14 protein-coding genes are annotated in these 13,678 nt (G+C 66.0%); 2 read left to right on the top strand and 12 right to left on the bottom strand.

Annotated elements, in window-relative coordinates:
• From BS38_RS0122210 to BS38_RS0122190, 5 genes are all read right to left on the bottom strand, one after another.
• The gene (locus tag BS38_RS0122210; protein ID WP_028272748.1) at nucleotides 1–1,698 is read right to left on the bottom strand and encodes a thiamine pyrophosphate-binding protein; all 1,698 of its coding nucleotides are present in this window, start codon (nucleotides 1,696–1,698) and stop codon (nucleotides 1–3) included.
• Nucleotides 1,699–1,720: 22 nt separating this feature from the next.
• Nucleotides 1,721–2,260, bottom strand: a complete 540-nt coding sequence (locus tag BS38_RS0122205) for a gamma carbonic anhydrase family protein (protein WP_028272747.1) — start codon at nucleotides 2,258–2,260, stop codon at nucleotides 1,721–1,723.
• Between the two features lie 91 nt (nucleotides 2,261–2,351).
• Complete coding sequence (locus BS38_RS26070; RefSeq protein ID WP_231511410.1) at nucleotides 2,352–3,785, bottom strand: 2-hydroxycarboxylate transporter family protein; 1,434 nt, start codon at nucleotides 3,783–3,785, stop codon at nucleotides 2,352–2,354.
• 57 nt (nucleotides 3,786–3,842) lie between these two features.
• On the bottom strand, nucleotides 3,843–4,718 hold the full coding sequence (locus tag BS38_RS0122195; protein WP_028272746.1) for a hydroxymethylglutaryl-CoA lyase: 876 nt from the start codon (nucleotides 4,716–4,718) through the stop codon (nucleotides 3,843–3,845).
• On the bottom strand, nucleotides 4,719–5,954 hold the full coding sequence (locus BS38_RS0122190; RefSeq protein WP_051629099.1) for a CaiB/BaiF CoA transferase family protein: 1,236 nt from the start codon (nucleotides 5,952–5,954) through the stop codon (nucleotides 4,719–4,721).
• A gap of 183 nt (nucleotides 5,955–6,137) precedes the next feature.
• Between BS38_RS0122190 and BS38_RS0122185 the strand changes: the two genes are divergently transcribed.
• The gene (locus BS38_RS0122185) at nucleotides 6,138–6,917 is read left to right on the top strand and encodes a type 1 glutamine amidotransferase domain-containing protein (protein WP_028272744.1); all 780 of its coding nucleotides are present in this window, start codon (nucleotides 6,138–6,140) and stop codon (nucleotides 6,915–6,917) included.
• Between the two features lie 85 nt (nucleotides 6,918–7,002).
• On the opposite strand, the gene BS38_RS0122180 is transcribed toward BS38_RS0122185, so the two are convergent.
• From BS38_RS0122180 to BS38_RS26905, 4 genes are read right to left on the bottom strand one after another with little or no spacing between them, the layout of a single operon-like run.
• Complete coding sequence (locus BS38_RS0122180) at nucleotides 7,003–7,530, bottom strand: DUF427 domain-containing protein (RefSeq protein WP_028272743.1); 528 nt, start codon at nucleotides 7,528–7,530, stop codon at nucleotides 7,003–7,005.
• A gap of 53 nt (nucleotides 7,531–7,583) precedes the next feature.
• Nucleotides 7,584–8,726, bottom strand: coding sequence for an amidohydrolase family protein (locus BS38_RS0122175; protein WP_028272742.1), 1,143 nt, complete (start codon nucleotides 8,724–8,726; stop codon nucleotides 7,584–7,586).
• Nucleotides 8,726–10,099, bottom strand: a complete 1,374-nt coding sequence (locus tag BS38_RS0122170) for a glutamine synthetase family protein (protein ID WP_028272741.1) — start codon at nucleotides 10,097–10,099, stop codon at nucleotides 8,726–8,728. Before BS38_RS0122170 ends, BS38_RS0122175 begins: the two co-directional genes overlap by 1 nt.
• 29 nt (nucleotides 10,100–10,128) lie before the next feature.
• The gene (locus tag BS38_RS26905) at nucleotides 10,129–10,479 is read right to left on the bottom strand and encodes a ribosomal maturation YjgA family protein (RefSeq protein ID WP_197025016.1); all 351 of its coding nucleotides are present in this window, start codon (nucleotides 10,477–10,479) and stop codon (nucleotides 10,129–10,131) included.
• A gap of 323 nt (nucleotides 10,480–10,802) precedes the next feature.
• On the opposite strand from BS38_RS26905, the gene BS38_RS0122160 reads away from it, so the two are divergent.
• Nucleotides 10,803–11,201 carry a hypothetical protein gene (locus tag BS38_RS0122160; RefSeq protein ID WP_156037222.1) on the top strand — a complete coding sequence of 133 codons (399 nt, stop codon included), beginning with the start codon at nucleotides 10,803–10,805 and terminating at the stop codon, nucleotides 11,199–11,201.
• Between the two features lie 12 nt (nucleotides 11,202–11,213).
• On the opposite strand, the gene BS38_RS0122155 is transcribed toward BS38_RS0122160, so the two are convergent.
• The 3 genes from BS38_RS0122155 to BS38_RS0122145 all read right to left on the bottom strand — a co-directional run bounded on the left by BS38_RS0122155 (nucleotide 11,214) and on the right by BS38_RS0122145 (nucleotide 13,394).
• Nucleotides 11,214–11,600 carry a VOC family protein gene (locus BS38_RS0122155; RefSeq protein ID WP_028272738.1) on the bottom strand — a complete coding sequence of 129 codons (387 nt, stop codon included), beginning with the start codon at nucleotides 11,598–11,600 and terminating at the stop codon, nucleotides 11,214–11,216.
• A gap of 90 nt (nucleotides 11,601–11,690) precedes the next feature.
• Entirely contained in the window at nucleotides 11,691–12,509 is an 819-nt protein-coding gene (locus tag BS38_RS0122150; protein WP_028272737.1) for a hypothetical protein, read from the bottom strand.
• Between the two features lie 72 nt (nucleotides 12,510–12,581).
• Complete coding sequence (locus tag BS38_RS0122145; RefSeq protein WP_051629097.1) at nucleotides 12,582–13,394, bottom strand: SDR family NAD(P)-dependent oxidoreductase; 813 nt, start codon at nucleotides 13,392–13,394, stop codon at nucleotides 12,582–12,584.
• Nucleotides 13,395–13,678 lie beyond the last annotated feature (284 nt).

Genomic DNA, 13,678 nt, shown 5'->3' with positions numbered 1-13,678 from the left:
CTAGCCTTTGGCTGCCACGGACTCAGCCATGAACTCGGCCACCACTTTTTGGGAGATCGCCACGTCCAGGACGTAAACGCCTTCCTGGCGGGACCCAAGCCACTCCTGCAGCTGGCCAAGGTCGGCCAGGGTGCGGGCCTTGGCGCCCTGGGCGCCCAGTGCACGCCCGACGGCGGCGAAGTCCACTTCGTCGATCAGCATCGCCTGGTCGTGGAGTCCCTTGGCGGCGTACTGGTGAAGCTCCGCTCCGTAGGCCGAGTCGTTGAGCACCACCACCACACCTTTTCGGGTGGCCCGGAGGAAAGTCTCGAAGTCGGCGAGCCCCATCAGCCCGCCGCCGTCGCCGCTGACCAAGACGGTGGTGCGCTCCGGTCGGGCCACCGAGACGCCGGCCGCGGACCCGAAGCCCAGGCCGATCGATTGGAAGGCGGTGCCCACCAGCACCATGGCGTGCGGGTCCGGCACGGTCAGGTACATGGGCGCCCAGCCGATGAAGTGGCCGCCGTCCATGACCACAGAGCGTTCGGCCGGGAGGATGCGGTCCAGTGCGGCCACGACGGCACGCGGGTTCAGCCGTCCATCCGGTCCGAACTCGCCCGGGTCCTCGCTGGGCACGGAGGACCGGAACTCGGCCCGGGATACCTCCGGCACGTGGTCACGCCAGGTGGAAGACGAGGCGGTGCGGACGCGTTTCAGCAGGCCCTCGATGAACGGGAGGATGTCCGCCCGGATGTACTCCGCCGCCGGCTGTCCCGGGTCCGGTTCGTTGTCCACCCGGACAATTTTGGTGCCGTCCGGGAACAGTTTTCCGTAGCGTGTTTGGAAGGTGTTCAGGCTGGCTCCCACCACCAGGACGACGTCGGCCTGGCGCGCGACGGCCAGGCGGTGGCTGCGGGTGAACCCGCCGGCAATGCCGAGGTCCCACGGGCTGTTGAACGCGTTGGCCGCCATGACTGATGTCATGTAGAGCGCGCCGAGCCGGTCTCCCACGCCGCGCAGGGGTTCAGCCGCCTGTGCCAGCAGGACGCCCCGCCCTGCCAGGATCAGCGGCCGTTCCGCTGCTGCGAGCAGGCCGGCGACGCGGTCCAGGTCTCCCGGTTCTGCGGGCCACGCAGGCTTTGCCGGCAGGGGCTCGAGCGGTTCCGGAACTGAAGGCGGGGCGGTGGCGAGGTCATAGGGAATGGCCACGATCACGGGCTGGACGCTCTGCAGTGCGAGGTCGAACGCGCGGTGGGTGATGGCGGCGGCGTTGCCCGGGCCGGCCACCAAGGTCACTACACCGACTGCCTCTGCTGCCTTGGCCTGATCGACGTCGAAGGGTCTCGGGCCGGTGGAGGGCGCGTCTCCCACCACGAGGACCAGCGGGATGCGGGCCATCCGCGCCTCGGCGAGGGTGGTGTACGCGTTGGTGAAGCCGGCGCCGTAGGTGGTGGTGGCGGCGGCAATGCTTCCGGTCGCCCGGTGGTACGCGTCCGCCATGGCCACGGTGGCAGCCTCGTGCCGGGCCGATGTGAAGGGAAAACCCCGGCGTGTGAGCCGGCTGATGAGGTGGGCGTTGCCGTTGCCCATCAGGCCGAACAGATGTCCGGCCCGCTCCGCTAGGACGTCGGCGACGACCGCGGATACGTGGCCTTCGTCCGGGAGGGCGGGTGCGTCGGTTGCAGGTTCTGTGCTGGTGATGATCATGGTTTCCTTCATGTTCCTGGGTTCGGGCAAGGCGTTAGCTGCCGGACGGGACCAGCCGAGCGGCGCCGCGGTGCTTCCTGGTGAGCTCGAGGTAGGTGGCGGCGTTTTGGCTGCAGTGCTTGATTTCTTCGGGGGTGAGCGGGCGGCGCACCTTTCCGGGGACGCCTGCCACGAGCGATCCCGGCGGGACCTCCATACCTTCGAGCACCAGGGCGTTGGCTGCGATCAGGGAGCCGGCGCCGATGACGACGCCGTTCAGGACCGTCGCATTCATTCCGATCAGCGTCCCGTCCCCGACGGTGCAGCCGTGCAGCACGGCCCCGTGCCCCACGCTGACCCGGCTGCCAATGCGTGCCGGGTAGCCCGGGTCGGCGTGAATGACGGCGCCGTCCTGGATGTTGCTGCCGGCGCCGATGCTGATGTCCTCCATGTCCGCCCGCACCACGGCGCCGTAGAAGATTCCGGTGCCGGCACCTATGGTTGCCGAGCCGACGACGACGGCGGTGGGGGCTATCCACGCATCTTCCGAGAGTGCGGGGTTGCGGCCGTCGACGGCCAGGATGTGCGAAGTCATGGGTTTTCCTTTGCTGGGGTGGAGGGGCGGCGCCCCGCGGAAGGTGCGGGGCGCCGCCGTCGTAATTCCGTGGTGCCGGGTGAACAGGCAGCTAGCCGAGGAACGGGACGATCAGGGAGGTCACGAAGAGGACCAGCGCACCGCCGAGGCGGTTGGTCAGGGCCGCGAACGGCATGAGGTGCATGCGGTTCGCCGCGCTGAGGACCGCCACGTCACCGCTACCGCCGGTGTCCGCCATCACCAGGCCGGGTGTGATGGAGGCTTCGACGAAGTTGAACTTGACCAGCCATCCAAGGATGCCGGAGGTCAGGGTGGCGATGACGACCGTGCAGATGGTCAGGAGGATGAACAGCGGGTTGCTGAGCGAGGCGAGCACGTCGGTGATGTCGATGTAGGTGAGGCTGACGCCCACCAGGAGTGCGGGAACCAGGACGGCGCCGATCAGGTCGCCCCAGTCCGCGGTGGAGTCCTCGACGTCCTGGGGGAGCAACCCGAAGATCTTGACGGCGGCGGCGGCGATGATGGCCCAGGCGTAGGGGTGCAGCCCCGGAAGGAATCCCGCGGCGAGGTTGCCGAAGACAAAGAGGCTGCCGGCGATGAGCAGGCCCTTGCCCAGGGCGATGAAGGAGGAGGTGTCCCGCTTCGGAGGCAGGGTGAGCTCGTCCGAGCGGCCTTTGATCCGCAGGAGCTGGCCGTGCCCGTTGAAGCCGACGAAGAGCTGCTTTTTGCGCTTGCCCAGTCCGTTATAGACGCCGGCGATGAGGATGCAGACGACATTGGCCATGACCACGGCGGACATGAGGTCACCCATGAAGGTGGCGGAGTCGCCGCCGGTGGCGGAGGCGTACATCTCGGACATCGGCAGGGCGCCGACGCCCAGCCCGCCGGCCATGATGGGCGCGGCGACAAAGAGGATCCCTTCGATGAACCCAAAGCCGGTCAGGGCAGCGATGAGCCCCACCAGGACGAAGGTGGCGATGAGGCAACCCACGATGGGCACCGCGAAGCGAGGTCCTGCCTTGAGCAGGAGCGCCCGTGGCATGCCCAGGATGGAACCGGCGATGATGCCGACGACGAAGAAGTCCAGGAAGCCGTGGCCGTCGATGAAGTTCTGCACCACGGTGACCAGGTTCCCGGGCATCAGGCCGAGGAAGGCCAGGGTGGCGGGAGCGAAGGTGCACAGGACGGTCGGCAGCCCGAAGTCGCGGACCACGGGGAACAGGTTCCCGATCCAGATGAACAGGCCGCCGAGCAGGATGGTGGTGGCAAAGCCGGCCACCATCGTGTCGGGGAGGTTGCCGGTGAGGGCGGCGGTCAGGACAAGGCCTGCGAGGACGAGGTACAGCGGGGCGGGAAGGCTGGCGATGCGGAAGCCTTGCCGGCCGGGATAGTGGGTCCCGGGACGTGGGCCAGCGGTCCGGGTCACCGGGTGTTCGATGCCCCCGGCGGGGCCGGGGGAGGGTTCGTTCATGGCCGTGTCCGTTGGTTCGGTGGGAAATTCCGTGGTGCGCGGGCTTGTAGACATCTTCGTCTCCAAAACGGTGAGTAGGAATTGTTAGTGGGAATGTTGTGCGGTTGGGGGTTAGCGGGCAGGGTCCAGCAGCCCGGCGGCGGGGGAGCGCAGGAGGATCCCGCGGGCGAGCCTGACCGCTTCAGCGAGGCGGTCCTCGCTGATGCCGGTCTCGTGGCCTTCGGCGTGCAGGTGCCGGACCAGTTCCTCGGTGGCGATGTTGCCGTGAGCGCCGGGCGCAAACGGGCAGCCGCCGTAGCCGCCGAGTGCGGCGTCGAAACGGACGACGCCGGTCCCCGCCGCAGCGCTGGCGGTGGCCAGTGCCTGGCCGTGGGCGTTGTGGAGGTGCAGGTAGTAGGTCAGCTCAGGTTCGGCGTCGCGGACTGCGTGCAGGCTGGCCATCACCCGCGCGGTGGGAGTGGTGCCCAAGGTGTCGGCCAGCCCGACGTCGGCGATTCCCATGTCCTTGAAGGCGCGGACCACACGCAGCAGGTAGCCGGGGTCGATGCTGCCCTCGAACGGGCACGTGAAAGCAGTGGAGATCCCGGCGAAAAAACGGACCTCCGGGTACCGGGAAACTGCCTCGCTGATGCCGGCGAGGGCGTCTTCGATGGCCTGCCCTGCGTTGGCGTTGCTGTGCGCCTGGCTGGCGGAGGTGACCACCTGGATATCGGTTGCGCCTGCGGCCACGGCCCGGTCAATGCCCTTTCCGTTGAGCGCCAGGCTGGTGAAGGTCACGCCGTGAACTGCGGGCAGGGTGGAAATGATGTCGGCGGCGTCGGCCATCTGCGGCACGCGTTTCGGGTTGACGAAGGACGCCGCTTCGATGCGTTGGAGCCCTGCTGCGATCAGGGCCTCGGCGATTTCGAGTTTGTGCGCTGTTGACACAATGACCGGTTCGTCCTGGAGGCCGTCGCGCAGGAAGACGTCGGTGACTTCCACCTTCATTTAGCGCACCCCCTGCAGTCCGAGCCCGGCAATTTCGCCGGCGGTCATGCCGGCAAGTTCCTGCAGGACCTCTTCCGTGTGCTGGCCCAGATCAGGCCCGACCCATTTGACGCGGCCTTCGTGTCCCGGGATCTTGGGGACAACTCCGGGGAAGCGGATCAGCTCGGGTTCGTTGTCGATGACCACTTCGTGGGTCTGGATCATGTCTCGGGCAAGGTAATGCTTGTCCACGGCGATGCTGGGTGCGTCGTAGACGGGACCCGCGGGGACCCCGGCGTCGTCCAGTTTGTCCAGCACTTCGGTCAGTGGCATGCTGCCCGTCCAGGCGGAGATGGCACCGTTCAGTTCTTCCTCCCGGGCGCCCCGGGCCTCCGTAGCGAGCAGCGATTCGTCCTCGGCCAGGTCCTCGCGGCCGATCGCCCGCATGAGGCGGACGAACACGGAATTGGAGTTGCCGCCGATGACCACCTCCAGGTTGTCCTGGCACAGGTAGGAGCCGGTTGGTACGACGCCGGGCAGGGCGCCGCCGGTGCGCTGCCGGACCATTCCGTACGCGTCGTAGTCAGGGACCAGCGACTCGAGGAGGCTGAACACTCCTTCGTAGAGGGCGACGTCCACCACGTTGGAGGTACCGGCCCGAAGTCCGCGGGCCTTCTGGAACATCAGCATGAGGGCACCGATGACCCCGTACAAACCGGCCACGGTGTCGCCGACGCTGGCCGCCGCACGCCCAGCGGGACGGTCCGGTTCACCGGTGATGTACCGCAGGCCGGCGAAGGATTCCGCGGAGCTGCCAAAACCGGCGCGGTTTTTGTACGGTCCGGTCTGGCCGTAACCGGAGATCCGCACCATCACCAGGTCCGGGTTGAGCTCCTGGAGCACCTCCGGGCCGAGCCCCCACTTCTCGAGGGTGCCCGGACGGAAGTTTTCGATGACAACGTCGCACTGTGCCGCGATCTTCTTGACCGCTTCGCGTCCCGCCTCGGAACGGAGGTCCAGGGCCACCGACTTCTTGTTGCGGCCGATCGTGCGGAACAGCATGGAGGTGGTGCCACGGGTCTTGCGCCAATCCCGCAGCTCGTCGCCGCCCTGGGGCTTTTCAATCTTGATGACTTCCGCGCCGAAGTCCCCAAAAAGCCGGGCGGCGAACGGCGCCGCGATAAAGCTGCCGAGCTCCAGCACACGGATGCCCTGGAGCGGGAGGGAGTTGCCCTCCAAAGAAAGTTCCTGCGTCATGTGATTCCTGCCTGCGTCTTCGAGTGCAAGACTTCCCACTCAGTGGGAGATGCTTGTCATTGGGCGGATAGACGATAGCAGGGCAATGTGACCGGCGCAACACTTTGGCCGAACGTGATGTAGCGGTTGGGAGGACTCGAATTGGGCTGGGCGTAGGGTGGAAGTGAGACAAAGGAGCACTTCATGAAGAAAATCCTCATGGTACTGACCAGCGTTTCCGAGATCGGCGATACCGGAGAGAAGACCGGCTACAACGTGGCCGAAGCTGCACATCCCTGGAAGGTCTTCAAGGATTCCGGGCATTTCGTCGACTTTGCGTCCATCCAGGGCGGCCAGCCCCCGCGCGACGAGGTGGACTCGGAAGATCCCATCCAGGTTGCGTTCACGCAGGACGAAACCACGCGTGCCGGCCTCTACAACACAGCCCGCGTGGACGTCGTTGATCCCGGCCAGTACGACGCCGTCTACCTCGTGGGCGGGCACGGCACCATGTGGGACTTCCCGGACAGCAAGGGCTTGCAGAACCTCGTAGCCAGTGTCTACAACGCCGGCGGTTTGGTGGGCGCGGTCTGCCACGGACCGGCGGGCCTGCTGAACGTGGAACTGGCTAACGGGCTGCGACTCGTCGAGGGCAGGAAGGTGGCCGCCTTCACCAACGAGGAGGAGGTTGCCGTGGGGAAGGACAAGGTCATCCCGTTCTCTTTGGCTGACCGGCTTGAGGAACAGGGCGCCACGCATGTCTCCGCTGATGTCTTTCAGGAGAAGGTCGTGGTGGACGACCGGCTGGTGACCGGCCAGAATCCGGCGTCAGCCGCCGGCGTGGCCAAGGAAATGGAAAAGCTCTTCGCAGAGCTCATCCACCAGGAAAAAGCCGAGGAACAACACGACGCGGAGGCCTTGCGCGCCGAGAAGGACGCGGACAAGAACGCCAGGAAGGCTGCTGCGGCAGGCACCGAGCACTAACGCCCGCAGCCCACGGACCAGCTGCCCACGGACCATTAGCCCGCTGAAGAGCCAGGTACGTTTTGCCGGCCCGGGAGCTGTGTGCTCACCACCCGGCGGTACCCGGGGCACCCTTGAACGGCCCAACGATCTGCCGGGTGATCCAGCCGCCGTAGAAGTTGCCTTCCTGGGCGGTCACTTGCTCGCCGTTGACCTCGCAGGAATCCATGGAACCGGGGTAGAGGGCCACCCGGGTGCTGAGCGCCTCGAAGCCACGGGTGGGTTCCGGGTAGGTCCATCCGGCACGGGGAGCAGTGACTCCGCCGGCAACAACGTCGAAGTAGTGCGCTTCTCCCTTGAACTCGCAGAAGCTGGTGCCTCCGGCCGGGACGAGTGCGCCGGCCGGGAAGGCGTCCATTGGCAGGTAGTAGACAGGCGGATGACTGGTCTCCAGGACGCGCACTGCGTCGGTGGTGTCGGCAATCACCTGCCCGCCAAGCCGCACGATCACCCGTTCGGAGCGCGGCTCGACCCTCGGCGGCCGCGGGTAGTCCCACACGGATTCTTGGCCGGCCTGGGGTTTGACGGGCTGGGGACGCCGAAAGAAGCCGGATAAACCCTGAGGAGGAACCATGTTCCTATGGTGCCATGTTCCGGTCCCGGTGTATCCGGGGCCGGTATTGGCCGTTATGGCAGCCCGTAGACCCTTCGGGCGTTGTCCCGCGCGACCAGCTCCACCACGCGGCGGGCGTCGGCCTCCGACCACTCGTCGTCGTCAATCCACCGGCCGAAGACGGCGGTGATCGCGTTGCGCCACAGCCGGGCGCCGAGGTAGTGGAGTTCAGCCGGGCCGATGGCGTCGGACGAGTAGAGGATCTTAGTGAACGGGGCGAGTTCGAAGGAGCGCGCGATGAGGCTCCGGCTCCGGACCCCAAGGTGGTTCACCGCCAGGCCGACGTCGAGGTAGACGTTGTCGAAGGCTTGGGCCAAATAACCCGCTTCACGCTCAAACGGGTAGCAGTGCAGGAGCAGGACCGGGACCTTGCTGGCCTCCACCGACCGGAGGAAGTCGAGCAGAAGCAGGGGGTTGGCCCGGTCAAGGTCCAGCTCCCGGTCCCCGAACCCGACATGGAGTTGGAGTGGAAGCCCGAGGGAGATCGCGCAGTGCAGGCCAAAACCGATGAGGGTGGGGTCATCAAGGCGCACCGCCCCACCGGACTCGATCCGCTGCCGCCACAGCTTTGCGGACTCGGCGACGTCGCGGTCTGCCGGCGGCCGGCTGAGGTCATGATTGAAGCCGGCCCGGTAGGCAAGAACCGACTTTGCCCCCACGACAATAGGGGCATGGCTGGCCAGCAGTCCGGTGAACGCGTCCACGTAGCCGCCCGGATCCTGGTCCGATTGGATCAGGGTTTCGGCGAGGGTCTCCAGTCGTACGATCTCGTGGACGGTGGCCCCGGCAATTTCCGCCATCCCTCGTGGATCGAGCATCGCACCGGTCTTGAATCCCGTATCGATTAGCCAGTGGCTCACTCCTGCAGCCCGGGTCATCCGTCTGCTGATTTCCAGTTCGCCGAGTTCGCTGCGGCGCCGCCAGTAGAGCTCGGCCGTGACATGCCGGGGCAAGTCAATGATCTCGGCGCACCAGCGGCGCAAGGCGAACGCCAGCTGGGATTCATAGGCTGCCGAAGGTTCGGCGAGGAGTTCGCTGTTGCCCTCGTTGAGCGAGTTCTGAAAGCGTTCCTCGCCGCCATCGGCCCCGTACGCGCCGTGCACGTGATGGTCGATGAGCCGCACGTCTTCGACAAACCCGGCGAATGACTCCGTCATCAGATGGACCAGGCCAGGCGGAAGAGGGCGCCGAGTTCCTCGGGGTCCTTGGTCCCGTGCGCCTCCTGCTCATGGCGCCGCACCGCCACCGTGGTGTCCACCACCTCGTTGCCCAGCAGCCTTCGGGCGTACGCGGAGTTGTCCAGAGACGTGATGATGGCCGCGGGCGAGTCCGGGACGGTGCCGATCCCTGCGGCGTCCCTTTCCGCCGCGGTAAGACGGGTTGGGTCGCCGGGAATTTCATTGGGCAGGCTGCTGCCGCTGGTGATGCCCTCGAGCGCGAGGGACAGGATGGCGGCAGTGGCCAGGTAGACGTTGGCCGACGGGTCGATGACCTTGACTTCGACACTGGCACCGTGCGGGTTGCTCACACCGCCCTCGACGAAACGGACGGATGCTTCACGGTTTTCCAGGCCCCAGCACAAGAACGCGCCGGACCATGCCCCGGGTGCGAGCCTCATGCCGGACAGGATGGAACCGGTGAGCAGTCCCTGCACCTCCGGAAGCCCTTGGATGATTCCGCCGATCGCGGCTCCGCCCTCTTCGGTGATGCCGTGCGGACCGGAACCGCCGCTGAAGAGGGGTGTTCCGCCACGGGAGAAGGAGAAGTGCTGGTGGGCGCCATTGCCCACCGAGCCGGGGAAAGGTGCGGGAGAGAAGGAGGCCTGCAGCTTGTGTGCACGGGCGACCCTGCCGACAACGATCTTTGCCAGCACTGCGGTGTCCGCTGCTGCGAGTGGATCCTTCGGGGCAAGTGAAAGCTCAAACTGGTTGCGGCCGTATTCCGCGTGAAGCTGCTCAACCTGGGCACCCGAATCGTTCATGGCAGCCACCAACTCTGCCAGGAACTGCTCCCGGTCCAGCAATCCGGTGAGTCCGTACGGAGCCCAGGGGGCGTCGTCGAGCGCTGTGCCGTCGGCGGCCACAAGCACGAATTCCAGCTCGTGGCCCACGAGAGCGTGATAGCCGGCGTTCCTGACCCGCTCCTGGACACGGGCGAGCGTGCCCCGCGGACAGGCCGGATCCCGGCTCCCGTCCTGAAGGAACATGTCCGCGGGTGCCCACGCCAGGCCGCCTCCGAGGCTGCGCAACGCGTCGGGATCGATCCTCAAGCGCAGATCGCCAACGGCACTGATGCTGTCCGTGAAGGCGATTTCGCCGTCGATGCAGAACACGTGCCAGACCGGAGCGGCACCCATGCCGGCCCTGTGGAAGGCGTCGACCCGGGCCACCGGGACGCTCTTGGCCAGCGTGATTCCGGCCGCGTTCACCATGGATCCTAAGACCAGTTGAACGCCAGCCTCCTGGAGCCTGTCCGCTTCCGAATCCGGGCCGGTCGCGTCGAGAGCAGGGAAACCCGAACCATCGCTCATAGGGACATTCTGCACCTTCTGTCCAGCGCCTAGTGGTGGCGACGGCAGCCAACCACCGTGGCCGACATCCGGTCCACGATGTAGGCGACTGCAGCACCACCGGTGTAGGCCAGCAAATCCGCGGTGCCGAACGTGGTTCCAAGGACCAGCCGAAGGAGTGGCCAGGATTGCCCGAGCTCGGCAGGAAGTCCAGTGAGCTGGAGGAGCTCGATCATGACACAGACAGTAAGGGCAGCGGCAGCAATCAGTGCCTTGGACTTCGACGGAATCACGATTGCCACGAGAACATAGACCATTACCGCGTACAGGCCATCACCCGCAGGACCTGTCCATGCCGCATCGCAGAAGGTGCGAATGCTCAGCCCAAGCACAACGCTCATCAGCCCGGCAATGCACAGCCAAGCCCGTCTTGTTATTGAGCGCCCCGGTTCGACGGAATCGCTCATGGCCCCAGCACCGCCGCTGTTCCCAGCCAGATCATTGCCCAAGCCCCCATTGTCGAATCTGCACTTTCCATCCCTGATGCGGATCCACGGGAATCAACGCGTTCAGCCTAGCTCAGGGCCTTGCCTAGGTTCACGGGCCAGAAGAAAGGGAGCCGTCCTGCCGGAATGTCAACGGCCGCCCCGGCCCGGGAGGTCCTGTGGCCCTAGTCCAACGGGACGCCAAAGGACAAGACTGAGTCATGGAACAGGTTCAGCACATGAGCGCTGAAGAACCGGCGTTGTCTGTCACCACCGTTTTTGCCAGCCTTTCTTGGCTGAGGGACGCCCCCGGCTACAGCCCGAAGGCCATCGCCGAACGGCTCATTGGATCGTTGGGCGCGGACGCCGCGGCACCGCTGCTGGGGGTCAGCGAAGAACTCCTGGGCCGCTGGGCAGCTGCCCAGGATGCGCCGGACGTGCATGGCAGGCTTCAGTTGGCGGACCTCGACGCCCTGGTAGGTCATCTCCACGGTGCATTCACGCCTGCCCAGGCCATGGTCTGGATGTGCAGCCACAACGCGCAACTGGGATCCAAGCCAATCGATGTGTACCGCATCCAGGGGTCAGGACCGGTGATCGGGGCCATTCGTGCCCAGGCGAAGGAAGCCTTCGGCTGACCGCCTGTGCTGTCAAGCACCATCCGATCCGTACGGACGCGTGATCGCCTCCAGGTAATGCCCGTCAGGGTCCGCGAAGTAGACGCCGCGTCCGCCGTCGTTGTGGTTGATCTGCTGCGGGCGGGACCGTCCCGGGTCCGCCCAGTAGGGGACGTTCTCGGCCTGGATCCTGGCGAAAATTCCGTCGAAGTCCTCCTCGCTGACCAGGAAGGCGTAGTGCTGCGGGGAGATCGGTCGGTCAGTCGTGGCGAAATCGAGGGTCACTCCGTGATCCAACGCAACGGTCACAAAGGACCACATGGCTTGGGGTGCCGGCAGTCCAAGCACGCTGGCCAGGAAGCTTGCCGAGCGCTGCTTGTCCGTTGCATAGACGATGGTGTGGTTGAAAGCGACTGTCATGGAGACCTCCTCGGGTGATTTTGTCTGCAACCATCTACGTCCGGCACTCCTCAGGTTTCAGGAGCGCCGGCTTCTTCCTTGAAGGTCTGGTCAGGCCTTGGCGACCGGCAGCACCAGCAGGTAGCCGGTCGGGATATCGGTGCTCCAGCGCCGCGGTTCGCGGACGACGAACTGCGTGGCCAACTGCTCGGGGGTGAGCAGGCTGTTGGGCGCCGGGGACGGTCCCCACTGCACGCCGCCGTACGGGTAGAGCGGATCTTGGACGCGGATTCCGGTGACAGAGAACTCCGGGAACTGGTCGGGATCGCCGAGCGATTCGAAGCCGCTCATCACCGATACGTGGCGGCCGCGCCACAGGACCAGCCCGACCGGCCGGTCCGTCTCGGCGATGGCACGCGCCGCGGTCCGCAGCGCTTCGCCGTAGTCAGCGACGCTGACGACGGCGTACGGCCCCATTCCGAGCTCGTTCAGCACCTGCGCCCAGCCCAAGGGGTTGGCACCGTTGAACGAGTTGAACGACCGTGCCCGGGCCATCTCCCAGAGCTCACCTTGCTGGGCACTGTCGGTCCACGTGCCGGCCCCTGCGTCGTCGATGAGGTTGTGCATGATTTGGATGCTCGCCGCCACACACCACTCAAACGTGTACTGCGGGACGAAGTCCCCTTCCCGGTAGAGGTTGAGGGCGAACGCTTGGGGCACCGGGGGCGGCGCGGGAATCGATGTCGGGGCCGGGGACGGGGTCAGCCTTGGAACGGGGACGTCGGCGGGGGCGGCTGGCGGGGCTGAAGAGGTCTGGATTGGTTGACCGGTGGTGGTCTCATCGAGTCTGGTCGCGGGCGTACAGGCCGAGAGGAGGGTCGCCAGGATGACTACCCGGATCAGAAGACGACGGAGCGGGGCACCGATCATGATCGGTCCAGTTTATCGCGATGAGGCGGAATTGGGTCCTGCAGGGATGGCACGCATGGCCCAGGCACCGGATTAGATGTCCGCCAGAGTCAGCACTGGCGGCGAACTTCCATCGATGTCCAGTACGCCGAGTTCCTTCGCAACCGCCGCAGCGACGAGCACCTGGCCGGTGCGCGACATTAGGTTCGGGTCGCGGAACAGCGCGTTGATCACCCGGCCGATGAACTCGGGGCTTTCGCTGGTGGAGAGATCGAACGCGCCACTTTCCGCCGCTGCCAGAACCGCCTCGGTTCGCACCAGACCGGGGTAGAGCGCAATCACCGGTATACCGAACGGCTTCAGCTCGACCGCCATATCGGACGTCATCTTGTCCGTCGCCGCTTTGGCGATGCCGTAGATGGTGTTGCCGAGGTGGCGCTGCGCTGCCCAGAAGCTGATGTTGACGATTAGGCCTTGGTGCCGCGTTGTCATCATGCGCGCCGCGTGCGCCGAACAAACGAAGGCCGCCCGGACGCCGGCGTCCATCATGCCGGACCAGCGGTGCATCGGCTGTTCCCAAAACGGGACAGTCCACGTAAACGCGCCGCCTTCGACCATCTTCTCGTAGCCGCCCCAGGCGCAGTTGACCACGAGGTCGAGGGAGCTGCACTCGGACCGGATCACGTCAAAGACACTGGCCGTCTCCTCGTCGCTGAGATGGTCGCAGCGCACTCGCCGCACCTCCCTCGGCAGATCCGCCCGGTCGATCGAGCGCCCCGTGCCATACACACGAAAGCCCGCTGACAAAAGGCCCAGCGCGACCCCTCGGCCTACCCCTCGGCTCGCGCCAGTCACAAGCGCCACGTATCCCGTCTGCGCTTCGGTGCGATCACCATCGTTGGTCATGCGACGCGGCCCCTGCCCACCCTCAAACCTTCAATTTCCACGATACGCGGGGCCTGAGTCCCCGGGCCAGCAATATGGACTGGACGAAGAATCACGTCCCCCGTTGGTTACTTTGTGCTTCGGGCGGTGAAGCCAGGTTGCGTTGCGCGTCGGTGCGTTTCGTTCCCGGTTGAACGGGGTGCGGGGCGGGTGGTTGGTTTGGGTGACCGGCCTTGAAAGGGATAGAACATGACCGAACATTTTGATCTCACCCCGCAGCGCCTGCGTCACGTGCTGGGCCATTT

Source organism: Arthrobacter sp. UNC362MFTsu5.1 (genome assembly GCF_000685965.1).
Taxonomy (GTDB): domain Bacteria; phylum Actinomycetota; class Actinomycetes; order Actinomycetales; family Micrococcaceae; genus Arthrobacter.
Note: the sequence above shows the minus strand (reverse complement) of the source record. Positions and strands in the feature narration are given on the sequence as shown.

Bases quoted from the DNA above. Each gene is read 5' to 3' on its own strand.
- BS38_RS0122210 (WP_028272748.1), bottom strand. From the start codon at position 1,698: ATGAAGGAAACCATGATCATCACCAGCACAGAACCTGCAACCGACGCA.
- BS38_RS0122205 (WP_028272747.1), bottom strand. From the start codon at position 2,260: ATGACTTCGCACATCCTGGCCGTCGACGGCCGCAACCCCGCACTCTCG.
- BS38_RS26070 (WP_231511410.1), bottom strand. From the start codon at position 3,785: ATGTCTACAAGCCCGCGCACCACGGAATTTCCCACCGAACCAACGGAC.
- BS38_RS0122195 (WP_028272746.1), bottom strand. From the start codon at position 4,718: ATGAAGGTGGAAGTCACCGACGTCTTCCTGCGCGACGGCCTCCAGGAC.
- BS38_RS0122190 (WP_051629099.1), bottom strand. From the start codon at position 5,954: ATGACGCAGGAACTTTCTTTGGAGGGCAACTCCCTCCCGCTCCAGGGC.
- BS38_RS0122185 (WP_028272744.1), top strand. From the start codon at position 6,138: ATGAAGAAAATCCTCATGGTACTGACCAGCGTTTCCGAGATCGGCGAT.
- BS38_RS0122180 (WP_028272743.1), bottom strand. From the start codon at position 7,530: ATGGTTCCTCCTCAGGGTTTATCCGGCTTCTTTCGGCGTCCCCAGCCC.
- BS38_RS0122175 (WP_028272742.1), bottom strand. From the start codon at position 8,726: ATGACGGAGTCATTCGCCGGGTTTGTCGAAGACGTGCGGCTCATCGAC.
- BS38_RS0122170 (WP_028272741.1), bottom strand. From the start codon at position 10,099: ATGAGCGATGGTTCGGGTTTCCCTGCTCTCGACGCGACCGGCCCGGAT.
- BS38_RS26905 (WP_197025016.1), bottom strand. From the start codon at position 10,479: ATGAGCGTTGTGCTTGGGCTGAGCATTCGCACCTTCTGCGATGCGGCA.
- BS38_RS0122160 (WP_156037222.1), top strand. From the start codon at position 10,803: ATGAGCGCTGAAGAACCGGCGTTGTCTGTCACCACCGTTTTTGCCAGC.
- BS38_RS0122155 (WP_028272738.1), bottom strand. From the start codon at position 11,600: ATGACAGTCGCTTTCAACCACACCATCGTCTATGCAACGGACAAGCAG.
- BS38_RS0122150 (WP_028272737.1), bottom strand. From the start codon at position 12,509: ATGATCGGTGCCCCGCTCCGTCGTCTTCTGATCCGGGTAGTCATCCTG.
- BS38_RS0122145 (WP_051629097.1), bottom strand. From the start codon at position 13,394: ATGACCAACGATGGTGATCGCACCGAAGCGCAGACGGGATACGTGGCG.